Genomic DNA, 22,500 nt, shown 5'->3' on the forward strand with positions numbered 1-22,500 from the left:
TGTCCGGTCTTCCCAAGAGGTTCCTGTGAGCCGACCGTCAGGATCAGCCGGGGATCAGCCCGTCGTCCTCGAGGAGGTGGCGGACGTCCTCGAGGTCGGCGTCGGCCGGCGGCAGGATCAGGTCGGACTCGTCGAGGGAGTCCAGCGCGTGCGCCACACCGACCGTGCGCACACCCTCGTGCAGGGCGTGCAGCGCCGCGGTGAAGGCCGCCTCGTCGCCGGCCTCCACGGCCGCCTCGACCGCGTCGTCGAGCTGGTTGAGCCGGTCGAGCGCGTCGTCCGCGACGTCGTACTGCCCCTCGCCGAGGATCCGGATGATCATCGTCATCGCGGCTGCTCCCCCTCCGCCTGGGTCTGGCCCTCGACGACGGGCTCGCCCGCGCCGGAGCCGGCCTGCAGCGCGTCCGGGCTCTGCGGGGCACCGAGGCCCTTGAGCCGGGCCAGCTCGAGCTCGACGTCGGACTGCGAGCTGAGGTTCTCCAGCTCGCGGGCGATGTCGTCACCGCTGTTGGTGGAGCTGACGTCGTCGAGCGCGCCAGAGGCGATCAGCTCGTCGATGGCACCCGCGCGTGCCTGCATCTGGGCGGTCTTGTCCTCGGCGCGCTGCACCGCCAGACCGACGTCGCCCATCTCCTCGCCGATGCCCGACATCGCCTCGCCGATGCGCGTCTGGGCCTCGGCGGCGGTGTAGGTGGCCTTGATCGTCTCCTTGCGGGTGCGGAAGGCCTCGACCTTGGCCTGCAGCCGCTGCTGGGCCATCGTCAGCTTCTCCTCCTCGCCCTGCAGCTGCGCGTGCTGGGCCTTGAGGTCGCTGATCTGCTGGGCGAGGGCGGACTTGCGCGTGAGCGCCTCGCGGGCGAGGTCCTCGCGCTCCATCTGGATCGCCTTCTCGGCCTGCCCCTGCAGCTTGGTGGCCTGCTGCTCGAGCTGGTTGACCTGCAGCTCGACGCGCTTGCGGCTGGTGGCCACGTCGGCCACCCCCCGGCGTACCTTGGAGAGCAGGTCCAGCTGGCGCTGGTAGCTGTAGTCCAGGGTCTCGCGCGGGTCCTCGGCGCGATCGAGCGCGCTGTTGGCCTTGGAGCGGAAGATGAGGCTGATGCGCTTGGCGAGGCTCATGGCCCCACCTTAGATCGCGACGGCAACCCGCCGCGAGCGCGCCGGTAGGCTGACGGCGTCCGCCCGTCGTCCCCGCACCGCGAAGGTCCACCACCCGTGTTTGGTCGCAAGTCCGCAGAGCCCGAGCCCGCACCCCAGCCGGTCAAGCAGGGGGGCAAGGGTCGCCCGACCCCGACCCGCAAGGAGGCCGAGGCCGCCGCGAAGGCGCGGGCCAAGGTGCCGCGGACCCGCAAGGAGCAGGCGGCCCAGCGCCGGCTCGAGCGCTCGGAGTCGAGCCAGAAGGTCCGCCAGGCCATGAAGACCGGCGACGACCGCTACATGCTGCCGCGCGACAAGGGCCCGGTGCGGCGCTTCGTGCGCGACTACATCGACAGCCGCTTCTCCTTCGTGGAGCTGATGATCCCGATCCTGATCGTCACGATGATCCTCGGCTACTCCGGCAGCCGTCAGCTCGCCACGATCGGCAACACCCTGCTGCTCGGCATGCTGCTGCTGGTGGTCTTCGACATGGTGATGCTGCGCCTGCGGGTGCGCCGCGAGGTGACCCGGCGCTTCCCCGAGGCCCCGCTCAAGGGCCTCACCTACTACGCGATCACCCGCTCGCTGCAGATGAAGTTCATGCGGATGCCCAAGGCCCAGGTCAAGATCGGCCAGGAGCTGCCCGAGCACTACAGGTAGCGCTGGCGCTTGCCTGTAGTGCTCGGGTAGCGCTGCTGGTTGAGCAAGCGACCGCGGGTGAGTGACGAACCCGCGCGGAGCGCGTCGAAACCCTCGAGCTCACGGACCGGGGCGGCCCGGGGAGCCTCAGCGCGAGAACTGCGCGATCCGGCTCTCCGGCGACTGCGTCTTGCCGGCGTCGCGCTCGACCACGTCACCGACCACCTCGTCGATGGCGGCCAGGGCGGCGTCGTCGAGCTTCACACCGGCAGCCTTGACGTTCTCGGTGACCTGCTCGGGGCGGCTGGCGCCGATGATGGCGCTGGAGACGTTGGGGTTGGCGAGCACCCAGGCGACGGCGAGCTGCGCGAGGCTGAGGCCGGCTTCGTCGGCGATCGGCGTGAGGCGCTGCACGCGCTCGAGGACGTCGTCGCGCAGCCAGCGGCTGATCATGTCGGCGCCGCCCTTCTCGTCCGTGGCGCGCGAGCCCGCGGGGTGCTCCTGGCCGGGCTGGTACTTGCCGGTGAGCACGCCCTGGGCGATCGGCGACCAGACGACCTGGCCGAGCCCGAGCTCCTCGCAGGTGGGCACCACCTCGGGCTCGATCACCCGCCAGAGCAGGTTGTACTGGGGCTGGTTGGAGACCAGGGGCACGTGCAGCTCGCGCGCCATCGCGTGGGCGGCGCGGATCTCCTCGGCGCGCCACTCCGAGACGCCGATGTAGAGCGCCTTGCCGGCGCGGACGACGTCGGCGAAGGCCTCCATCGTTTCCTCGAGCGGGGTGTCGTGGTCGTAGCGGTGGGCCTGGTACAGATCGACGTAGTCGGTGCCGAGCCGGCGGAGCGAGCCGTTGATGGACTCGTGGATGTGCTTGCGGGAGAGGCCGTGGTCGTTGTGCCCGCCGGGACCGGTGGGCCAGAAGACCTTGGTGAAGATCTCCAGGCCCTCGCGGCGCTCACCGGCGAGTGCCTTGCCGAGCACCGTCTCCGCCGCGGTGTTGGCGTACACGTCGGCGGTGTCGAAGGTGGTGATGCCCTCCTCCAGCGCCTGCCGCACGCACGCCAGCGCGGCGTCCTCCTCGACCTGGGATCCGTGGGTCAGCCAGTTGCCGTAGCTGATCTCCGAGACCTGCATGCCGCTGTTGCCGAGACGTCGAAACTCCATGCCTCCGAACCTAGCCCCCGCCCCCACGCCGGCTCGAGGCGAACCCTTGCGAGGATGGCGTCATGTCCCGACCCGAGGCCGACGTCAGCGTCCGGGTGGCGTGGGCGGACGACGCCGCCGCCATCGCCGCCCTGCAGGTGCGCGCGTGGGCCGAGCAGTACGGCGAGCTGCTGCCGGCCGGGGCCCTGCCCGACGAGGAGCAGGCCGCCGCGCGCTGGCACGCCTCGCTGCAGCGACCGCCGGACGCGCGGGTGCGGGTGCTCGTGGCGCTGGAGCGCGCGCGGGTGGTGGGCTACGCGATCACGGCGCCGGCCACCGACCCCGACCGCGACCCCGTCTCCGACGGCGAGGTGCTCGACCTCACCGTGGCACCCGCCGAGCGCGGCCGCGGCCACGGGTCGCGCCTGCTGCAGGCCTGCGCCGACACGCTGGTGGCCGACCGGTTCTCCCGCGCCGTCACTTGGGCCATCGCCGGCGACGACGCCCTGCGAGCCTTCCTGACGTCGGCCGGCTGGGAGGTCGACTCCGCCCACCGGGCTCTCGACCTCGACGGCTCGGGCGAGGTCGTCGTCAAGCAGGTGCGCCTGCACACCGACCTGGGGTCGTGAGCACCCTCCCCGCCGCCGAGCGGCGCGCGGTAGTGCGCGACTCCCTCGGTGTCGCGCTCGCCACCGGCACCTACGGGGTCTCCTTCGGCGCGGTCTCGGTGGCGTCGGGACTCGACGTGTGGCAGACGTGCACCCTCTCACTGCTGATGTTCACCGGCGCCTCGCAGTTCGCGCTCGTGGGGGTGCTGGCCGGCGGGGGCAGCGCGTGGGCCGGCGCGGCGACCGCACTCCTGCTGGGCACCCGCAACACGCTCTACGGGCTGCGGATGGCGCCGCTGCTGGCGTGGCGCGGGTGGCGGCGCGCCGGGGCGGCGCACGTGCTCATCGACGAGTCCACCGCCATGGGTGTCACGCGTGGCAGCACTGCGGCAGCCCGGCTGGGGTTCCTCACCACCGGCGTGGTGATCTTCGTGCTCTGGAACCTGATGACGCTCGTCGGCGCGCTGGCCGGCGAGGCGATCGGCGACCCGCGCACGTACGGCCTGGACGCCGCCGTGGGTGCCGCGTTCCTGGCGCTGCTGTGGCCGTGGCTGACCCGTTCCCGCCTGCGCGCGGTCGCCGCGCTCGGTGCCGTCGTCGCCCTGCTGGTGGTGCCCGTGACGCCGTCCGGTGTGCCGGTGCTGGTGGCGGCGGGGGTGGCGCTGCTGGTGGGCGTGCTCGACCGCAGGCCCCTGCCGTGAGCGCCGCGACCGCCACCTGGCTGGCCGTCCTGGGAGCCGGGCTGGGCTGCTACCTGCTCAAGCTCGCCGGCCTGGCGGTGCCGGCGCGGGTGCTCGAGCGCCCCGGGGTGGCCCGGGTCGCCGCCCTGCTGCCGGTGGCGCTGCTGGCCGCGCTGGTGGCGGTGCAGGTCTTCACCGCGCCGGGCCAGGACGGCCCACGGCTGGTCGTGGACGCCCGGGCCGCCGCGCTGCTGGTGGCGGCGGTGTTGCTCGTGCTGCGGGCGCCGTTCCTGGTGGTGGTGTTCACCGCGGCGGCCGTGGCGGCCGGCCTGCGGCTGGTCACCTGACCGGGGGCAGGCACCACGACTAGACGACGACGGGGCCCGCGCCGACGGTGGGCGTCGACGCGGGCCCCATTCCCCCGGCGCTCCCCCAAGACACCGGTGGTCTGTGCCGGGCACTCGGGCCCGGCGTGAGTGTCAGCCGAGTCAGCCGACGGCCACCGCGCTCCAGGCGGCCGCGACGGTCGTGGCCTGGGTGCTGCCGGCGCCGAACAGGTCGGTGGCCGCCTGCACCGTGGCCGTGCGTGCCTGCGCGTAGGTGGTGCCCGAGGTCATGTAGACGTCGAGCGCACGCCACCAGATCGCCGCGGCGTCGTCACGACCGATGCCGGCCACCGTGGACCCGTCGCAGGTGGGCGAGGTGTGCACCTTGCCACCGATGGTCTTCGTGCCCGACCCCTCGGCCAGCAGGTAGAAGAAGTGGTTGGCCACGCCGGAGGTGTAGTGCACGTCCTGCTCGCCGAGCCCCGCCTCGTAGCAGCTGAAGGAGGAGCCGTCGAGCTGCGGGTCGTCCATCCGGCGGAAGCCCTCGCCCGAGGCGAGGTCGAACTCCTCGCCGATGTAGTAGTCGCCGGGGTCTGCGTCCGTGGCGGCGTAGAACTCGACCATCGTGCCGAAGATGTCGGAGGTGGCCTCGTTGAGCCCACCGGACTCCCCGGAGTAGGTGAGGTTCGCGGTGTTCTCGGTGATGCCGTGGCTCATCTCGTGCCCGGCGACGTCGAGCGAGACCAGCGGGCCGAACGAGCTGCCGTCGCCGTCGCCGTAGGTCATCTTGGTGCCGTCCCAGAAGGCGTTGACGTAGCCGTTGCCGTAGTGCACGCGGCTGGGCACGCCGCGCCCGTCTCCGAAGATGCCGTTGCGACCGTGCACGTCCTTGAAGTAGTCGAAGGTGGTCGCCGCACCGAAGTGCGCGTCGACGGCCGCGGACTCGCGGCTGCTGGTCGAGCCGTTGCCGAACCGGTTGTCGGGGCTGGTGAACGCCACGCCGACGCCGCAGCTGCGCAGCAGCTGGCACAGCACGTTGTCCTGCTTGTTCTGCATGTCGGTGGTGCGCCCGTTGCCGTGGTCGACGTCGGTGAGGGTGAAGGTCGAGCTCGACTGCTGCACCGAGAGGGGCACGGTGCCGCTGTAGAGCGACTCACCCTCGCCCTCGGCGGTGTGGATGCCCTCCTCGCGTCGCAGCACCGCGCCGGTGCGGGCGTCGACGTAGCTGGTGAGCCGGCTCGGCGTGCCGTCCTCCTGGCGACCCAGGGTCTGGACCGCGAACGCGAGCCGCGCGGGGCCGGCCAGCGTGTCGACGACCAGGCGCGGCGCCGCCTCGGCGGCACGCAGGTTGAGCAGGTCGGCCGTGGCGGCGGCGGGGGCGAGCGCGCGGGTGACCGCCTGCTGGCGGCCGATGCCGGGCTGCACGCCGAGGGTGAGCGGGCGCCGCAGGGTCTGGCTCACACCCTCCCAGGCGCCCCCCGGACCCTGGTGCACCACCAGGTCGCCGCCCAGCACCGGGAGCCCGCCGTAGGTGCGCCGCATCCGCACGTGGGTGCTGCCGTCGGCGTCGCGCAGGGTGCTGGTGGGCACGAGCTCCTGCTCGACGGACTCCTGCTCGACGGACTTCTGCTCCACCGACTCCTGCTCCACCGACTCCTGCTCGACACCCTCCTGCTCGACACGGGCGGCGGCGGGTCGGGCCAGCAGCGCCGCGACGGCGCTCTCGGCCACCGCGACGTCGAGCTGCTCACCGACCGCGGTGACTCCGGTGGGCGCCGCGAGTGCCGCCGGCGCGGTGACGGGCGCCGGTGCGGCCGTGGCGCCGGTGGTGGCCAGGGTGGCGACGGCGAGGACGGCGGCCGAGGCCAGTCCGAGAGTGGTGCGCATGGGTCCTCCGAGAGCGGGACGTCGTCCGGGCCGACGTCGATCGCACAAACAGTGCAACGCACACGCCGGCGGCACCAGATCCCACGACCTGCACATCTGTGCAACGCACGAACGTGCAGAAGTTCCGGCCGCCGCGAGGCGCCAGGAGGCGACGACGGCTCAGAGGAAGCTCTCGAGCCCCACGGTCAGGCCGGGCTGCGCCGCGATGCCCCGCACCCCGGTCAGCACCCCGGGCACGAAGGACGCGCGGTCCAGGGAGTCGTGGCGGATCGTGAGGGTCTCACCGGGGCCGCCCAGGACCACCTCCTGGTGGGCCAGCAGCCCGCGGGCGCGCACGGAGTGCACGTGCACGCCGTCGACGTCGGCGCCGCGCGCGCCGTCCAGGCTCGTCGAGGTGGCGTCCGGCACCGCGCCCAGACCGGCCTCGCGGCGCGCCCGCGCCACCAGCTGCGCCGTGCGGCGCGCGGTGCCCGAGGGGGCGTCCGCCTTGTCGGGGTGGTGCAGCTCCACGATCTCGACCGACTCGTAGTAGGCGGCCGCCTCGGCGGCGAAGCGCATCATCAAGATGGCGCCGATGGAGAAGTTGGGGGCGATCAGCACCCCGGTGCCCGGCGAGGACTCCAACCACCCGCGCAGGGTGGCCAGCCGCTCGTCGTCGAAGCCGGTCGTGCCGACCACGGCGTGCACGCCCGCACCGACCAGCAGCTCGAGGTGCCCCATGACGACGTCGGGGTGGGTGAAGTCCACCACCACCTGCGCGCCGCGGGAGACGAGCTCCTGCGGGTCGTCCCCGACGTCGACGGCGGCCACCAGGTCCAGGTCGTCGGCGGCCTCCACCCCCCGGCAGACCTCGGCCCCCACCCGGCCCCGGGCACCCAGCACGCCAACCGCCACGCGTTCGCTCACCCGTTCACGGTAGTGCCAGGTCCCGCCACGCCGGCCGCGGGTCTGGCAGGCTGAGCCCCATGCCGGCACAGACGATCCCCGCTCGGATCCGGTGGGCGGTGGACTTCATGGACGTCCAGCCCGCCGACAACATCCTCGAGATCGGCTGCGGGCCGGGCGCGGCCGCCGAGCTGATCTGCAGCCGGCTGGTCACGGGCAAGCTGTTCGCGATCGACCGCTCGGAGTCCGGCGTCGACCGCACCAAGCGGCGCTGTGCCGAGCACGTGGAGTCGGGGCGGCTCACGGTGCGCCAGATCGACCTCGCCACTCTCCGGGTGCCGGTCAAGCGCCTCACCAAGGTCTTCTCGTTCAACGTCAACCTGTTCTGGGTGCGCTCCTGCGCCGAGGAGGTGGCGCTGCTGCACGAGCGGGTGCTGCCTGGCGGCGCGGTGTACCTCTTCTACGAGGCCGCCCGCCCCGAGCAGGTGCCCGAGATCATCCGCGGCGCCAGCGCCGCTCTCACCGAGGGTGGCTTCCGGGTCTTCGTCGTCGACTCCAAGCAGCCGTCCGTGGTGGGCATCGTCGGCAAGCGCTGAGCAGCACCGGTCACTGAAGGCAGAAACCTGCTGAACCGGGAACATAAGGCTAGAGTCTTCACGTGCACGCCCTCGTGATCACCGCCGACCAGCGCGCCAGCCGCCGCGGGGCGGACCTCGTGGACGCGACGCTGGCGCAGCTGGCCGCCGGACCCCCGGCCCTGCGCCCCTTCGAACGCACCGCGGGCGACGAGCTGCAGGGTGTGCTCGACGACCCCGCGCACCTCGCGCCCGTGGCCGAGGTGCTGCTGCGCGCCGGCACCTGGTGGGTCGGCATCGGGCTGGGCCCCGTCGAGACGCCGCTGCCCACCCACGCGCGGGCCGGGCGGGGCGAGGCGTACGTGCGAGCCCGCGCCGCCGTGTCGTCCGCGAAGAGCTCACCGCGTCCCGTGCGGGTCGTCGGCCCGGACGCCGTCGATCCGGGCGGGACCCTGACGGCCTGCCTCGCCCTCGAGACGGCACTGTGGCTGTGGGCCGGGCTCCTGGAGCGCCGCAGCGCACGCGGGTGGGAGGTCGCCGACCTCCTCCGGCACGGCTCCTCGCACGCCGAGGCGGCGCGACACCTCGGCATCAGCCAGTCCGCCGTCTCCCAGCGCGCCCAGGCGGCCAACCTCGCCGAGGCGCAGCGGGCGGAGGGTCTGGTCACCCACCTGACGACGCTCGCGATGCACCCCGGCGCGGGGACCCCCACGTGACGCCGGCGGACACCGGCGTCCTCGTCCTGGTCCTCACGACGGCTGCCGCCGTCGCCGCGAGCACTGCTCTCGCGCTCCGCTCCCCCGCGGCGCGGCCGATCTTCGCTCCCGCGTCCTTGGTGTTGCTCGTCGCGACGCTCCTGGTCCTCGGCTCCAGCCCGACCACGCTCGACACCGCGGGCACCACCATCCTGCTGGCGGCGGCCGGGGTCGCGGCCGTCGCGGGCGGCGGGCCGTTGACCGTCCTGCTGCTGGGCCTCGTCGACCGGGACCGACCAGCCGACGCCCCGGCCGTCACGGGCACCACCGTGCTGCGCGGCGGAGCGTGGATCGGCGCGCTGGAGCGGGTCGCCGTGCTCGCCTCCATCGCCGCAGGCTGGCCCGAGGGCGTGGCCCTGGCCCTGGCCGTCAAGGGGCTCGGCCGGTACGCCGAGCTGAAGGAGCCGGGCGCCGCGGAGCGCTTCATCATCGGCACCTTCGCCAGCGTGCTGTGGGCCGCCGCGTGGGGAGGCGTGGTCCTGCTGGCCCGCACCTGACGACCTACCGGTGCGCCTCGCGCGCCACGGCTCGCGCCGCGACGGGGTGCAGGCGGTGGCGGGCCGGCAGTCGGCGCACCAGCGGGTCGAGGCCTCGCACGAGGCGCGCGAAGCGCCGGTAGCGCCGCTCCTGCGCGGCACTCCAGGGCAGGCCGAGCAGCTCGCGACCGCGCGGGGGCATGCCGCCGATCGTCACGAACGCGCTGACGGCGTCGAGCGGCGGCGCGACCAGCGCCCAGAGCAGGCGCGGCACGCGCGCCGGCCGCGGCCAGCCCTTCGTGGCGTACCCGACGCCGTAGGCGGCAGTGCGGTGCCGCACCAGGCGGCGCTCGAGCGCGTCGTCGAAGAACCGGTGGAAGTCCGCCCACGTGCGTGGGATCTCGTCGACGACGCCGGCCGCCACCCCCGTGCTGCTGACGCCGTAGCGGCTCCACCAGGTGAGGTGCTCGGCCACCACCTGGTCGCGCTCGGCCGGCGTCAGCGGCCGGATGAAGGTCTCGGCGGCCACCACCATGTGCTCGACGAAGGTGGCGTGCGCCCAGTAGAAGGTCGCGGGGTCCAGCGCGTGGTAGCGCCCGCCGCCGAGGTCGTCGTCGAGGTGGCCCTTGATCCCGGTGTGGAAGTCCCGGACGCGACGACCGGTCACCACCGCCTCCGCACCGTAGACGGTCCCGAAGATCGGCCCGATGCTGCGCTGCAGCCGCGCCAGGGTGTCGGCGAACCACACCGAGTGGTCCTGCACGCCCTGGCCCAGCGCCGGGAGCATGTTCTGCAGCACCGCGGCGCGGGGGCCGAGCAGCACCATCCGCCGGTCGGCGAAGAGCTCCCAGGTGAGCGAGCCGGGCCCTAGCGGGGCACCGCCGGGCGGCAGGGTCTCGGCGTCGGGGCGCGGGCTGCTCTGCCGGGTGGGTGCCATCCTCCGATGATACATTGATACGTATCTGTTCCAACAGTTCATCCTGACGATCGGCGACCCTCGATGACACTCACCGACTCCCCCGCCCTGCGTGAGGCCACCGGCCCGCGGCTCGGACTGGCCCACCTGCTGCGCCTGCGCAGCCACCCCGACACCCACACCGCGTGGCTGCGCGAGCGCTACGGCGAGGTGTACACGCTGCGCGTCTTCGGGGTGGACATGCACGTGGCGCACGGTCCCGACGCCTTCGAGCAGGTCTTCGTCAACCGTGACAAGGTCTTCGCCAGCGGCCCGGCGTGGTCGCACTTCATCGGCCCGTTCTTCCACCGGGGCCTGATGCTCCTCGACGCCGAGGAGCACCTGCACCACCGGCGGATCATGCAGCACGCCTTCGGGCAGGACGAGCTGCGCCGCTACCACCGGCTGATGCTCCCCCACCTGCGCCGCCACCTCGCCGCGTGGGAGGGCGTCGAGAACCCCCGCCTCCAGCAGATGTTCAAGGCGCTGACCCTCGACCTCGCGCTCGAGGTGTTCGTGGGCGTCGACCTCGACGACGCGCAGCGGCGCGCCGTCAACCGCGACTTCGTCGACGCCGTCCGCGCCGGCACCGCCGTGGTGCGCCGCCCCCTGCCGGGCGGGGTCGGCCCGTGGTCGCGCGGCCTGGCCGCCCGCGCGCGGCTGGAGCGGTTCTTCCGCGAGGCGCTGCCGGCCAAGCGACGCGAGGGCGGGGAGGACCTCTTCGCGCGGCTGTGCGCGGCCACCGACGACCACGGCAACGAGTTCAGCGACGACGACGTCGTCGACCACATGATCTTCCTCCTCATGGCGGCGCACGACACCACCACGACGACGCTGACCTCGATGGCCTACCAGCTCGCCCGGCACCCGCGCTGGCAGGACCGCTGCCGCGAGGAGTCGCTGGCCGCGCCCGAGCCCGACGTCGTCGGCACCGCCGACCTGCCCTCGCTCGACCTGGTGATGAAGGAGTCGCTGCGGCTGTGCGCGCCCGTGCCCTCCATCCCCCGGATCGCCACGCGGGAGACCTCGATCGGCGGCTACCGGATCCCCGCGGGTGCGTTCGTCACGACCTCGCCGTACACCAACCAGCACGACGCCGCGATCTGGCCGGACCCTCAGCGCTTCGACCCCGAGCGCTTCGCACCGCACCGACGCGAGGACAAGGCCCACCGACTGGCGTTCCAGTCCTTCGGCGCCGGGGTGCACAAGTGCATCGGCATGCACTTCGCCGGCATGCAGGTGCGCGCCGTGCTGCACGAGCTGCTCACCCGCTACACCTGGTCGGTGCCGCCGGACTACCGCCTGCCGATCGACCTGACGGCGCTGCCGGTGGCCACCGACGGCCTGCCCGTGCGGCTGGTCGTCCGCACCGGCCGCAGCACCTGAGAGGGTGGCCACCATGACGGCGCCCGCCCCCGACCCCCTGCTCGAGGCCGCCCGTGGCGTCTTCGAGCAGTTCGGGGTGCGGCGCGCCACCATGGAGGACGTCGCCCGCGCCGCCGGCGTCAGCCGCAGCACGCTCTACCGCGCGCACCCCACCAAGGAGGCGCTGCTGCTGGCCGTCGTCGAGCGCGAGACCGCCGCGTTCTTCGACCACCTCGAGGAGGCCGCCGCCGACCTGCCGCCGGGCGAGGCCGTCGTGGAGTGCTTCGTGCGCGGCATCGCGCTGATGCGCGAGATCCCGGTGCTCGGCCGGCTCGCCCAGACCGAGCCCGAGGTCGTGACGGGGATGCCCGGCCGCGGCTCCCTGGTGCTGCGCTTCACCGAGCGGGTGGCCGCCACCCTGCGCCGCGCCGGCGCCACCATGCCCGACGACGAGCTGCTCGAGGTGGCCGAGCTGCTGCTGCGCCTGGCCTCCACCTACCTGCTCGACCCCACCGGACGCCTCGACGTCACCGACGAGCGCGCGGTGCGCGCCTACGCGGCGCGCTTCCTGGCCGTCCTGGTGCACTGAGCTGCAAGAGCAGCGCTCTCACTTCGGACGTGTCGGTCACGCAGGCCCGACGACAGCGAGCACCTCGGGCCCGGCGAACACCTCGGCGGCCACCGCGGCCACCTGCTCGAGCGTGACGGCGTCGATGCGCGCGATCACCTGGTCGATGCCGAGCAGCTCGTCGTGGACGAGCTCGGCTTTCCCCAGGCGTGCCATCCGCGACCCGGAGTCCTCCAGGCCGAGCACCAGACCGCCGCGCAGCTGGCCCTGCCCGCGGCGCAGCTCCTCCTCGGAGATCCCCTGCGCCGCGACCCGGGAGAGCTCGAGGCGCACGACGTCGAGCACCTCCTCGACCTTGCTGGGCAGGCATCCCACCGCGACGCCGACGACTCCGGAGTCGAGGTGGTGGCTGGCGAAGGAGTAGACCGAGTAGGCCAGCCCGCGGCGCTCGCGCACCTCTTGGAACAGCCGGCTCGACGTGCCGCCACCCAGCGCGGTGTTGAGCACCCCGAGGGCGAAGCGGCGGTCGTCGCCGCGGGTCAGCCCCTGCATCCCCAGCACGATGTTGACCTGCTCGAAGGAACGGTCGGCCCGGCTGGTGCCCGGCGAGACGGTCAGCGGCTCGGCGACGCGCGGGAGCCGCACGGGCTGGGCGTCGCCGTCGAGGAAGCCGGTACGCCCGAAGGCGGCCTCCACCTGCGCCACCACGGTGGCGTGGTCGAGGTTGCCGGCAGCCGCCACGACCATGTTCTCGGGTCGGTAGTGGCGCCGGTAGAAGTCGTGGACCTGGTCGCGGGTCAGCGCCTCGATGGAGGCCTCGGTGCCCGCGATGGAGCGTCCCAGCGTGGAGTCGGGACCCCACGCCTGGGCGGCGAACAGCTCGTGCACGACGTCGTCGGGGTCGTCCTCGTGCATGGCGATCTCGTCGAGGATCACCTCACGCTCGGCCTCGACGTCCTCGGCGGCGATCAGGGACCCGGTGATCATGTCGCCCAGCACGTCGACCGCCAGCGGCAGGTCGTCGTCGAGCACCCGCGCGTGGAAGCACGTGTACTCCTTGGCGGTGAAGGCGTTGAACTCCCCGCCGACCTCGTCGAGGGCGATGGAGATGTCGAGCGCCGATCGCTCTGCGGTGCCCTTGAACAGCAGGTGCTCGAGGAAGTGCGAGCACCCGTGCAGGGTGGCGGTCTCGTCACGCGAGCCGACGCCGACCCAGACGCCCACGCTCGCCGAGCGCACGCCGGGCATCTGCTCGGTGACGACGCGCAGGCCGCCGGCCAGCACCGTCCGCTGCACCTGCGGGGTCACGCGACCGGAGGGGTCGGTGACCTCGAGCAGGGTGCGGGTGGTGCCGGGCCGGCGGCCTGTGCTGCCAGAGGCGGAGGAGGTCACTCCTCGCTGTCACCGGCTGCGTCGGTGCCGTCGGTGTCGGCCTCGCCGGCACCGTCGTCCTCGACGACGGGGATCAGCGAGAGCTTGCCGCGGTCGTCGACCTCGGCGATCTGCACCTGGACCTTCTGGCCGACCGAGACGACGTCCTCGACGTTGTCGACACGCTTGCCACCGGCCAGCGCACGGAGCTTGCTGATGTGCAGCAGCCCGTCCTTGCCCGGCATCAGCGAGACGAAGGCACCGAAGTTGGTGGTCTTCACGATCGTGCCGAGGTAGCGCTCGCCGACCTCGGGCATCGTCGGGTTGGCGATGGCGTTGACCGCCGCGCGCGCCGCCTCGGCGGCCTCGCCGTTGGTGGCCCCGATGTAGACCGTGCCGTCGTCCTCGATCGAGAGCGTCGCACCGGTGTCGTCCTGGATCTGGTTGATCACCTTGCCCTTGGGGCCGATGACCTCGCCGATCTTGTCGACCGGCACCCGGACGGTGATGATGCGCGGCGCGTGCACCGACATCTCCTCGGGGGCGTCGATCGCCTCGCCCATGACCTCGAGGATCGCCAGACGGGCGTCCTTGGCCTGGGTCAGCGCCGCGCCGAGCACCTCGGCGGGGATGCCGTCGAGCTTGGTGTCGAGCTGCAGCGCGGTGACGAACTCCTTGGTGCCGGCGACCTTGAAGTCCATGTCGCCCATGGCGTCCTCGGCGCCGAGGATGTCGGTGAGGGCCACGTAGGTGGTCTCGCCGTCGACCTCGCCGGAGATCAGGCCCATCGCGATGCCGGCGACGGCGGCCTTGAGGGGCACGCCGGCCTGCAGCAGCGAGAGCGTGGAGGCGCAGACCGAGCCCATCGAGGTGGAGCCGTTGGAGCCCATCGCCTCGGAGAGCTGGCGGATCGCGTAGGGGAACTCCTCGCGGCTGGGCAGCACGGGCAGCAGGGCGCGGCGCGCCAGGGCGCCGTGGCCGACCTCGCGGCGCTTGGGCGAGCCCACCCGACCGGTCTCGCCGGTGGAGAACGGCGGGAAGACGTACTTGTGCATGTAGCGGCGGTGCTTCTCGGGGCTCAGCGTGTCGAGCTGCTGCTCGAGCTTGAGCATGTTCAGCGTGGTGACGCCCAGGATCTGGGTCTCGCCGCGCTCGAACAGCGCCGAGCCGTGCACCCGCGGGATCACGCCGACCTCGGCGTGCAGGGGCCGGATGTCGGCCAGCCCGCGGCCGTCCATGCGGACCTTGTCGCGCAGCACGCGCTCGCGCATCAGGGCCTTGGTGACCGACTTGAACGCCGCGCCGATCTCCTTCTCGCGACCCTCGAACTGCGCGCCGATGCGGTCGAGCAGGGTGGCCTTGACCTCGTCGAGCTTCTCGTCGCGCTCCTGCTTGCCCACGATGGCTAGGGCCTCGGTGGTCTCGGCGGAGACCGCGGACTCGACGGCGGCGTAGACGTCGTCCTCGTAGTCGAGGAAGACGGGGAACTCCTGGACGGGCTTGGAGGCCTGCTTGGCCAGCTCGGCCTGGGCGTCGCACAGCTGCTTGATGAACGGCTTGGCGGCGTCGAGGCCACCGGCGACGATCTCCTCCGAGGGCGCGGTGGCGCCGCCGGCGACGAGCTCGTAGGTGCCCTCGGGCGCCTCGGCCTCGACCATCATGATCGCGACGTCGCCGGAGTCGGTGACCCGACCCGCCACCACCATGTCGAACACGGCGGTCTCGAGCTGGCTGTGGCTCGGGAAGGCGACCCACTGGCCCTCGATCAGCGCCACGCGGACGCCGCCGACGGGGCCGGAGAACGGCAGGCCGGAGATCTGGGTGGAGAGCGAGGCGGCGTTGATGGCCAGCACGTCGTAGGGCTGGTCGGGGTCGAGCGCCATCACGGTGATGACGACCTGGACCTCGTTGCGCAGACCCTTCTTGAAGGTCGGGCGCAGCGGGCGGTCGATCAGGCGGCAGGTGAGGATCGCGTCCTCGCCGGGGCGACCCTCGCTGCGGAAGAACGAGCCGGGGATCTGGCCCACGGCGTACATCCGCTCCTCGACGTCGATCGTGAGGGGGAAGAAGTCGAAGTGGTCCTTGGGGTGCTTGCCGGCCGTGGTGGCCGAGAGCAGCATGGTCTCGTCGTCGAGGTAGGCGGTGACGGCGCCGGCAGCCTGACGGGCCAGCAGGCCGGTCTCGAACTTGACGGTGCGGGTGCCGAACTTGCCGTTGTCGAGAACGGTCTCGACGGCGGAGATGACGGGTTCTGTCACGGTGTCTCTTTCGCTTGGTCGCGCACGGGTGCGCTGGCGAGCGATCGGTCCGCGAGGGCCGCGTGAGGTGGCAGGTCATCGATCGAGACCCGCAGGAGTCACGCCTGAAGGTCACTACCGAGGACCGTGCCGCGGACGTCGCGGGATCGCTCCTGGATGGGTGTTCAGTTGTGCGGTGACGGCGCCCGCTCAGGGCGCCCTCCGAGGCCGAACCTAGCGTCCGGGCCCCGATGCAGCGAGAGGACCCACCGGGTGGCGGGTCCTCTCGTCGATGTCAGCGGCGCAGGCCGAGGCGCTCGATGATCGAGCGGTAGCGCTCGATCTCGGTCTTGCGCAGGTAGTTCAGCAGGCGACGGCGCTGGCCGACCAGCAGCAGCAGCCCACGGCGGCTGTGGTGGTCGTGCTTGTGGGTCTTGAGGTGCTCGGTGAGGTGCGCGATGCGGTGGCTGAGCAGCGCGATCTGCACCTCCGGCGAGCCGGTGTCGCCCTCGGTCGTGGCGTACTCGGCGACGATCTTGGCCTTGGTGGCGGCGTCGGTTCCGACGGACATGGGTTCCTTCCGGCCCTGGTGGGCACTGGGTCGTTGCGCGGCGCGCCGGGGCCTGTTCACCCGGGCACTCTGGATCCGCGGCCGATTGCACGGCGTGTCGATGAGCGGTGTCGACCCGCACGGACGCTGACGCGACCGGCGCAGGACAACCACCCAAGGCTATCAGCGGCGCGCCGGAGGGCCCAAAGCACGGACGTCGCAGCCGGTCAGCCCACCGTGACGGGGTGGCGCACGACGGCGTCGAAGAAGTACCCGGCATCGTTGTAGGGCGTCTCCAGCGGCTGGGTGCGGCCGCGCTGGTCGGTGGCGCGGACCAGGACCTCGTGCTCCCCCGACGTCGGGCGCCGCCAGCTGTGGGACCAGCGGGTCCAGCCGTGACCGCGCACGGCGCGCGTGCCGCCCCGACCGTGGACGCCGCCGCGGCGCTCCAGCCGGGCCTCGGTCCACCGCTCTCCGCCGTCGGTGCTGACCTCGACGCGGCGCACGGGTGCCAGGCCGCTCCACGAGCGACCGGTCAGCGTCAGCTCGGGTCGCCGCGGCAGGGCGGCACGCCAGGGCAGCTCGAGCGCGGAGCGCACGGGATTGACCGTCAGCGGCGGGCTGTCGGGGGGATAGCCGCCGCCCGTCATCCGGTAGAAGGTGGTGTTCCACGGGGACGTGAGCTGCCCCCGCGAGATCTCGAGCGAGCCGAGCCACTTGATGCTGGCGATCCCCACCCAGCCCGGCAGCACCAGCCGCAGCGGGTAGCCGTGGTCGGGCAGCAGCGCCTCGCCGTCGCCCCCCCACGCGAGCAGCGCGTCGTCGAGGGCCTTCTGCACCGGGAACGGCCGCCGGACGCGACCGTAGTCGGTGCCGCCGCTCACGAAGGGCGCATCCAGCCCGGTCGCCTGGACGCTGACCGCGTCCCCGCGCACCCCGAGGCTCCGGAGCACGTCGCGAAGCCGCACCCCCTCCCACACGACGGCGCCCACCGATCCCAGGGTCCAGGCCGTGCCCGAGACGCTCTGCCCCTGCTGGGTGCGGAAGAACGAGCGACCGTTGCCGGTGCACTCGTGCACCCCCAGGATGCGCGTCACCGGCAGCCGGCGCAGGTCACGCAGCGAGAGCTCGTGGGCGCGGGCCTCGTTCCGCGCCTCGCGCAGGCCGTCACCGAAGACGCGCAGCCGGTAGGTCGCGGGGTCCACCCGCGGCGTGGCGGTGTGGTTGCGGACGAAGAGGTCGGCCTGCGGGGTCAGGTAGCGGCGCGGGTCGACGGACTCCCACCGCATCTCGGCGTTCGTCCCGAAGTCGGTGAAGCGCTCCGGCGGGAGCGGCTTGAGGATCGACGGCGCACCCGCCGCAGCGCCGGACCCGAGGAGCCCGGCGCCCAGCTGGCCGGCACCGAGCACCAGCCCGGCGGCCACGCCCCCTGCCAGCACCGCGCGTCGAGGGACGCGTTCGCCGAGCGGAGGGACGTGGACAGCGGGAACGTGGTCGATCGCCATGTCGCGCACGTTAACACGACAAGAGCTATCAACTTACCTGGGAGGAACGCCGCGTCGTGCGTCGTCCCCCAGAGGGTCAGATCTCATTCTCGCGGCGCTGCACGGTCTGCGACCCGTCGGGGTGCTGCGTGGTGGCCTGCGAGACCGCGCGACGGCGGCTGTTCAGGGTCACCGCCGTCAGCAGGGTCAGCAGCACGCCCGCGCCGGCCACGATCCACCCGATCATCGTCAGGTCCACCGCGTCGATGCGGTCCTGCACCGCCAGCGCGAGGATGAGTCCCACCGCGATGAGCGTGACGCCCAGTCCGTAACCCATGGTGCTGCTCCTTCGTCGCCTGCTCGAGTGCCGGGTGTCCCTCCCGGCGGAGGCGGACGGTCGTCCACCCCATCCGGAAGTGGTACCCATCGGTGGCACGATGCACCGCATGGGCCTCATCGCGCGCGGACCGCTCCCTCCCGGCTACACCGGCACCCGCCTGGCGGCGTGCAACCTGTGCGAGGCCATCTGCGGCCTCGAGCTCACGCTCACCGACGGTGAGGTCACGGGCGTGCGCGGCAACCCCGACGACCCGCTCTCGCGCGGGCACGTCTGCCCCAAGGGCGTGGCGATCGCCGACGTGTACACCGACCCCGACCGGCTCACCCGGCCGGTACGGCGCGTCGGCGAGGGCGCGGAGGCCACGTGGGAGGAGATGGAGTGGGACGACGCGCTCGACCTGGTGGCCGACCGCCTGGCCGACGTCGCCCGCGAGCACGGCCGCGACGCCGTCGGCCTCTACCTGGGCAACCCGACGGCGCACTCCCTCGGCTCGGCCACGCACGGCACCGCCCTGTGGCGGGCGCTGCGCACCAAGAACCGCTTCAGCGCCTCCAGCGTCGACCAGTTCCCGCACCAGTACGTGGCCTGGCAGATGTTCGGCCACCAGCTGCTCATCCCCGTGCCCGACCTGGACCGCACCTCCTACCTGCTGGTCGTCGGCGGCAACCCGATGGCCAGCAACGGCTCGCTGATGACGGCACCTGCCTTCCCCCAGCGGCTGCGCGACCTGCGCGCACGCGGCGGGCGCATGGTGGTGCTCGACCCGCGGCGCACCGAGACCGCCGCCGCGGCCGACGAGCACCACTTCGTGCGGCCCGGCACCGACGCGTGGCTGCTGCTGGCGATGGTGCGGGTGCTGCTCGCGGAGGGCCTCGCCACGCCCGCCGCCTACGTCGACGGCGTCGAGCGGCTGCGCGAGCTGGTGGAGCCGTTCACCCCACAGCTCGCCGAGCGCGTCAGCGGCGTGCCGGCCGACGTCGTCGAGCGGCTGGCGCGCGAGGTAGCCACGGCCGACGGCGCCGCCGTGTACGGGCGGCTGGGCGTCAGCACCCAGGAGTTCGGCTCGATCTGCCAGTGGGCGGTGCAGCTGCTCAACATCCTCACCGGCAACCTCGACCGCGAGGGCGGGACGCTCTTCCCCGAGCCCGCCGTCGACGTCGTCGGGCGGCGCGTGATCGGCCCCGGCCACCTCGGCAAGTGGCGCAGCCGGGTGCGCGACCTGCCCGAGTTCGCCGGCGAGCTGCCGGTCTCGGTGCTGCGTGAGGAGATCGAGGAGGCGGGCGACCCGGGCACCGGCCGCATCCGCGCCCTGGTGACCAACGCCGGCAACCCCGTGCTCTCCACCCCCGACGGAGCCCGGCTCGACGAGGCGCTCACCACGCTGGACTTCATGGTGTCCATCGACATCTACGTCAACGAGACCACCCGTCACGCCGACGTGATCCTGCCGCCCACCACCGCGCTCGAGCGCGACCAGTACGACCTGGTCTTCCACAACCTGGCCGTGCGCAACACCGCGCGCTACACCCCGCCGGTCTTCGGCATCGGCAAGCACCAGCGCCACGACTGGCAGATCTACGGCGCCCTGGCCGCCCGGCTCGCCGAGCGCCTGGGGCGTCCGGCCGGCCGCCGCGAGAAGCTGCTCGGGCGGCTGGGCCTGACCCGGCTGACCGCCTCACCCGCTGCGCTGCTGACCGGGCTGCTGCTCACCGGCCGGCGCACCACCATGCTGCAGCTGCGCGCCCACCCCGAGGGTGTCGACCTCGGACCGCTGCGCCCGACCCTGCCGGGCCGCCTGCAGACACCGGGGAAGCGCATCGACCTGGTGCCCGAGCTGCTCGTCGCCGACCTCGACCGGCTGCACGCCTGGCTGGCCGCGCGCGACGACGCCGCGGGGTCCGGCCCGGACGGGGGTCTGCTGCTGATCGGGCGCCGTCACCAGCGCGACAACAACTCGTGGATGCACAACACCACGCGCCTGACCCGCGGACGCGCCCGCCACCACCTGCTCATGCACCCCGACGACCTCGCCGCCCGCGGCCTGGCCGACGGATCGCGGGTCGCCGTCACCTCGCGCGTGGGACGGGTGGAGGTGGAGGTCAGCGCGACCCCCGACGTGATGCCCGGAGTCGTCTCGCTCCCCCACGGCTACGGGCACGGGCGCCCCGGCTCGCGGATGCGCCACGCCGACGAGCTCCCTGGCGTCTCCATCAACGACCTCACCGACCCCGGGCCGCTCGACGTCTCCGGCAACGCGGTCCTCAACGGCGTGCCGGTGACCGTCGCCGCCGTCTGAGGTGGCCCGGGGCGTTCGGGGGGTGATCCCACGTCCACGTGGGATCGCGGAACAGGGGGGCCAGGATTCTGGCCCCCCTGTTCCGCGATCACCCCTCCGCGTCACGCAGGAGTGACGGGAGGGGCGGGTGGGACGCCGCTGACGGCGCCCCACCCCGTCCCCCTGTGACTGCACACCGTCAGGCGTGCACACCCTCCAGCACCGCGCGCACCTCGGCGGGGGTGGTGGCACGCTCCAGCTCGGCCACACGGCTCTTGTCGGCGAACACGGTGGCGAGGCTGCGCAGGATGCCGAGGTGGTCGTCGCCCGCGCCGGCGATGCCGACCACGAAGCGCACCTCCTTGCCGTTCCAGTCCAGCGGCTCGTCGTAGCGCACGAACGAGATCGCCGATCGCCTGATCGCGCCCTTGGCCTCGTTGGTGCCGTGCGGGATCGCGAGCAGGTTGCCCATGTGGGTGGAGACCGAGCGCTCGCGCTCGTGCATCGCCGCCACGTAGGACTGCTCCACCGCACCCTGGGCCACGAGCAGCTCCCCGGCCTCGGTGATGGCATCGTCGCGGGTGCGCGCCCGACCGGTCATCACGACGGCCTCCTCGGGCAGCATCCCGCTGGCGGCGGGAACGTCCGGCTCCGCGGCCGCACCCGACCCGGCCCCGTTGCGCGCCTGCAGCAGCTCGACGATCTCGTCGTAGCGCGGGCTGGCCATGAAGTTGTCCACCGAGACGTGGACGGCGGACGGCGCGCCGCGCTGGGCCCGGGCGGTGAGGTCCTGGTGGGTGACCACGAGGTCCTGGTCGTCGCGCAGGTTCGAGATCGCCTTGTTGACGACCGTGACGTCCCCGAAGCCGGCGGCGTGCACCTTCTTGCGCAGCACCGAGGCGCCCATCGCGGAGGAGCCCATGCCGGCGTCGCAGGCGAAGACGATCGAGCGGATGGCGCCGCCACCGGTGGTGGTGCCGACCAGGGCGCCGGCGATGGACGACTTCTTGCCCTTGCGGGCCTCCATGTCGGCGGTGGCGGCGGTGAGGTCCCCGTCGTCCTCGCTGCGGTCGATCTTGAGCAGGAAGGACGCGATGAGGAACGTGACGCCGGCCGAGACGAGCACCGAGAGCATGACCCCGACGAAGCTGCCGCCGGGGGTGGCCACGGCGACCGCGATGATCGAACCCGGCGAGGCGACCGAGCGCAGCCCCGAGTCGAACACGACGTTGGTGGCCACACCGGCCATGCCGCCACCGATGACCGAGAGCACGAGGATGGGCTTCATCAGCACGTACGGGAAGTAGATCTCGTGGATGCCGCCGACGAACTGGATCAGGATCGCGCCCGGCGCCGAGGCCTTCGCGATGCCCTTGCCGAAGATCGCGAAGGCGAGCAGCAGACCGAGGCCGGGACCCGGGTTCGCCTCGAGCAGGAAGAGGATCGACTTGCCCTGGTCGAGCGCCTCGCTGGTGCCCAGCGGGGTGAGGATGCCCTGGTTGATGGCGTTGTTGAGGAAGAGGATCTTCGCGGGCTCGATGAAGATCGAGGTCAACGGCAGCAGGTTGTTCTCAACCAGCACGTCGATCACGTTGGAGGCCAGTCGGCTGAACTCGCTGACGAAGGGGCCGGCGACCAGGAAGCCGATGATGGCCAGGAAGCCACCCCAGATGCCGGCCGAGAAGTTGTTCACGAGCATCTCGAAACCGGGCCGGATCTTGTGGGCCCACAGGGCGTCGATGCGCTTCATCGACCAGCCACCGAGCGGGCCCATGACCATCGCGCCGAGGAACATCGGGACCTCGGAGCCCGCCACGGCGCCCATCGTGGCGATCGCGCCGACGACGCCGCCGCGGATGTTGTCCTGGTACATCATCCGGCCGCCGGTGTAGCCGATCAGCAGCGGCAGCAGGAAGGTGATCATCGGGCCGACGATGCCGTCGCTGCCGCTCCCCTCCCAGCCACCGAGCTGGCCGACGAATCCGTAGCCGTACTCGTCGGTGCTGAAGCCGAACGCCTTGCCGATCGAGGCGATCCAGCCGGTCGGGATGAAGAGCGCCGTGATCAGGCCCCAGGCGATGAAGGCGCCGATGTTCGGCAGGACCATGTTGGAGAGGAAGGTGCCGAAGCGCTGGACGCGCATGCGGGCGCCGGTGCTGCCGGGCTCTGGTGGCGACATGGGGTCGCTGACAACTGACGTCATGAGTTGCTCCTCGCTGAGCTGACGTGACCCGCGTCACGTCGTTC

Annotated in this window: 22 protein-coding genes; 10 read left to right on the forward strand and 12 right to left on the reverse strand. The window is 72.7% G+C overall.

The genetic code is table 11. From position 1 onward, the window contains the following. Positions 1-43: 43 nt before the first annotated feature. Together pspAA and ABD948_RS18365 are read right to left on the reverse strand one after the other, a co-directional pair. Complete coding sequence (pspAA, locus tag ABD948_RS18360) at positions 44-328, reverse strand: PspA-associated protein PspAA (RefSeq protein WP_345268572.1); 285 nt, start codon at positions 326-328, stop codon at positions 44-46. Continuing rightward, positions 325-1,116 carry a PspA/IM30 family protein gene (locus ABD948_RS18365; RefSeq protein ID WP_345268574.1) on the reverse strand — a complete coding sequence of 264 codons (792 nt, stop codon included), beginning with the start codon at positions 1,114-1,116 and terminating at the stop codon, positions 325-327. The genes pspAA and ABD948_RS18365 overlap by 4 nt, the downstream gene beginning before the upstream one ends. Positions 1,117-1,212: 96 nt before the next feature. Here ABD948_RS18365 and ABD948_RS18370 point away from each other — a divergent pair, with 96 nt between their 5' ends. Then, positions 1,213-1,794 carry a DUF3043 domain-containing protein gene (locus ABD948_RS18370; RefSeq protein WP_345268576.1) on the forward strand — a complete coding sequence of 194 codons (582 nt, stop codon included), beginning with the start codon at positions 1,213-1,215 and terminating at the stop codon, positions 1,792-1,794. 126 nt (positions 1,795-1,920) lie between these two features. Here ABD948_RS18370 and ABD948_RS18375 read toward each other — a convergent pair whose 3' ends face one another. Further along, positions 1,921-2,937: an aldo/keto reductase family protein gene (locus ABD948_RS18375; protein WP_345268578.1), complete on the reverse strand. Its 1,017-nt coding sequence runs from the start codon at positions 2,935-2,937 to the stop codon at positions 1,921-1,923. A 62-nt stretch (positions 2,938-2,999) separates the two neighbouring features. On the opposite strand from ABD948_RS18375, the gene ABD948_RS18380 reads away from it, so the two are divergent. From ABD948_RS18380 to ABD948_RS18390, 3 genes are read left to right on the forward strand one after another with little or no spacing between them, the layout of a single operon-like run. Continuing rightward, positions 3,000-3,545, forward strand: a complete 546-nt coding sequence (locus ABD948_RS18380) for a GNAT family N-acetyltransferase (protein WP_345268580.1) — start codon at positions 3,000-3,002, stop codon at positions 3,543-3,545. Continuing rightward, entirely contained in the window at positions 3,542-4,225 is a 684-nt protein-coding gene (locus tag ABD948_RS18385) for an AzlC family ABC transporter permease (protein ID WP_345268582.1), read from the forward strand. The genes ABD948_RS18380 and ABD948_RS18385 overlap by 4 nt, the downstream gene beginning before the upstream one ends. Then, on the forward strand, positions 4,222-4,551 hold the full coding sequence (locus ABD948_RS18390; RefSeq protein WP_345268584.1) for an AzlD domain-containing protein: 330 nt from the start codon (positions 4,222-4,224) through the stop codon (positions 4,549-4,551). The genes ABD948_RS18385 and ABD948_RS18390 overlap by 4 nt, the downstream gene beginning before the upstream one ends. 141 nt (positions 4,552-4,692) lie before the next feature. Here the strand turns inward: ABD948_RS18390 and ABD948_RS18395 are convergent, their stop codons facing one another. Both ABD948_RS18395 and dapB read right to left on the reverse strand, forming a co-directional pair. Continuing rightward, positions 4,693-6,417: a M4 family metallopeptidase gene (locus ABD948_RS18395; protein ID WP_345268586.1), complete on the reverse strand. Its 1,725-nt coding sequence runs from the start codon at positions 6,415-6,417 to the stop codon at positions 4,693-4,695. Between the two features lie 159 nt (positions 6,418-6,576). Continuing rightward, complete coding sequence (gene dapB / locus ABD948_RS18400; RefSeq protein WP_345268588.1) at positions 6,577-7,323, reverse strand: 4-hydroxy-tetrahydrodipicolinate reductase; 747 nt, start codon at positions 7,321-7,323, stop codon at positions 6,577-6,579. Between the two features lie 59 nt (positions 7,324-7,382). Between dapB and ABD948_RS18405 the strand changes: the two genes are divergently transcribed. The 3 genes from ABD948_RS18405 (at position 7,383) to ABD948_RS18415 (ending at position 9,129) form a co-directional block, all read left to right on the forward strand. Then, positions 7,383-7,898: a class I SAM-dependent methyltransferase gene (locus ABD948_RS18405; RefSeq protein ID WP_345268590.1), complete on the forward strand. Its 516-nt coding sequence runs from the start codon at positions 7,383-7,385 to the stop codon at positions 7,896-7,898. Between the two features lie 62 nt (positions 7,899-7,960). Continuing rightward, complete coding sequence (locus ABD948_RS18410) at positions 7,961-8,593, forward strand: transposase (RefSeq protein WP_345268592.1); 633 nt, start codon at positions 7,961-7,963, stop codon at positions 8,591-8,593. After that, the gene (locus ABD948_RS18415) at positions 8,590-9,129 is read left to right on the forward strand and encodes a hypothetical protein (RefSeq protein WP_345268594.1); all 540 of its coding nucleotides are present in this window, start codon (positions 8,590-8,592) and stop codon (positions 9,127-9,129) included. The genes ABD948_RS18410 and ABD948_RS18415 overlap by 4 nt, the downstream gene beginning before the upstream one ends. A 4-nt stretch (positions 9,130-9,133) precedes the next feature. Here ABD948_RS18415 and ABD948_RS18420 read toward each other — a convergent pair whose 3' ends face one another. Then, positions 9,134-10,045, reverse strand: coding sequence for an oxygenase MpaB family protein (locus ABD948_RS18420; RefSeq protein WP_345268596.1), 912 nt, complete (start codon positions 10,043-10,045; stop codon positions 9,134-9,136). A gap of 63 nt (positions 10,046-10,108) precedes the next feature. Between ABD948_RS18420 and ABD948_RS18425 the strand changes: the two genes are divergently transcribed. Both ABD948_RS18425 and ABD948_RS18430 read left to right on the forward strand, forming a co-directional pair. Continuing rightward, on the forward strand, positions 10,109-11,449 hold the full coding sequence (locus ABD948_RS18425; protein ID WP_345268598.1) for a cytochrome P450: 1,341 nt from the start codon (positions 10,109-10,111) through the stop codon (positions 11,447-11,449). A gap of 13 nt (positions 11,450-11,462) precedes the next feature. Continuing rightward, positions 11,463-12,017 carry a TetR/AcrR family transcriptional regulator gene (locus tag ABD948_RS18430; protein ID WP_345268600.1) on the forward strand — a complete coding sequence of 185 codons (555 nt, stop codon included), beginning with the start codon at positions 11,463-11,465 and terminating at the stop codon, positions 12,015-12,017. A gap of 36 nt (positions 12,018-12,053) precedes the next feature. On the opposite strand, the gene ABD948_RS18435 is transcribed toward ABD948_RS18430, so the two are convergent. From ABD948_RS18435 to ABD948_RS18455, 5 genes are all read right to left on the reverse strand, one after another. Continuing rightward, positions 12,054-13,388 carry a M16 family metallopeptidase gene (locus tag ABD948_RS18435; RefSeq protein WP_345268602.1) on the reverse strand — a complete coding sequence of 445 codons (1,335 nt, stop codon included), beginning with the start codon at positions 13,386-13,388 and terminating at the stop codon, positions 12,054-12,056. Continuing rightward, positions 13,385-15,625: a polyribonucleotide nucleotidyltransferase gene (locus ABD948_RS18440; RefSeq protein WP_345268604.1), complete on the reverse strand. Its 2,241-nt coding sequence runs from the start codon at positions 15,623-15,625 to the stop codon at positions 13,385-13,387. The genes ABD948_RS18435 and ABD948_RS18440 overlap by 4 nt, the downstream gene beginning before the upstream one ends. 274 nt (positions 15,626-15,899) lie before the next feature. Then, positions 15,900-16,175, reverse strand: coding sequence for a 30S ribosomal protein S15 (gene rpsO / locus ABD948_RS18445; protein WP_345268606.1), 276 nt, complete (start codon positions 16,173-16,175; stop codon positions 15,900-15,902). A gap of 206 nt (positions 16,176-16,381) precedes the next feature. Continuing rightward, complete coding sequence (locus ABD948_RS18450) at positions 16,382-17,659, reverse strand: molybdopterin-dependent oxidoreductase (protein ID WP_345268608.1); 1,278 nt, start codon at positions 17,657-17,659, stop codon at positions 16,382-16,384. Positions 17,660-17,735: 76 nt separating this feature from the next. Further along, positions 17,736-17,975 (reverse strand): DUF6458 family protein, encoded by a 240-nt coding sequence (locus ABD948_RS18455; RefSeq protein ID WP_345268610.1) that lies wholly within the window; start codon positions 17,973-17,975, stop codon positions 17,736-17,738. 109 nt (positions 17,976-18,084) lie between these two features. Between ABD948_RS18455 and ABD948_RS18460 the strand changes: the two genes are divergently transcribed. Beyond that, entirely contained in the window at positions 18,085-20,274 is a 2,190-nt protein-coding gene (locus ABD948_RS18460; protein WP_345268612.1) for a molybdopterin-dependent oxidoreductase, read from the forward strand. 178 nt (positions 20,275-20,452) lie between these two features. On the opposite strand, the gene ABD948_RS18465 is transcribed toward ABD948_RS18460, so the two are convergent. Further along, positions 20,453-22,456, reverse strand: a complete 2,004-nt coding sequence (locus ABD948_RS18465) for a PTS mannitol transporter subunit IICBA (protein ID WP_345268614.1) — start codon at positions 22,454-22,456, stop codon at positions 20,453-20,455. Positions 22,457-22,500: the final 44 nt, after the last annotated feature.

It is taken from the genome of Nocardioides nanhaiensis (assembly GCF_039542785.1).
Classification (GTDB): Bacteria; Actinomycetota; Actinomycetes; order Propionibacteriales; family Nocardioidaceae; genus Nocardioides; species Nocardioides nanhaiensis.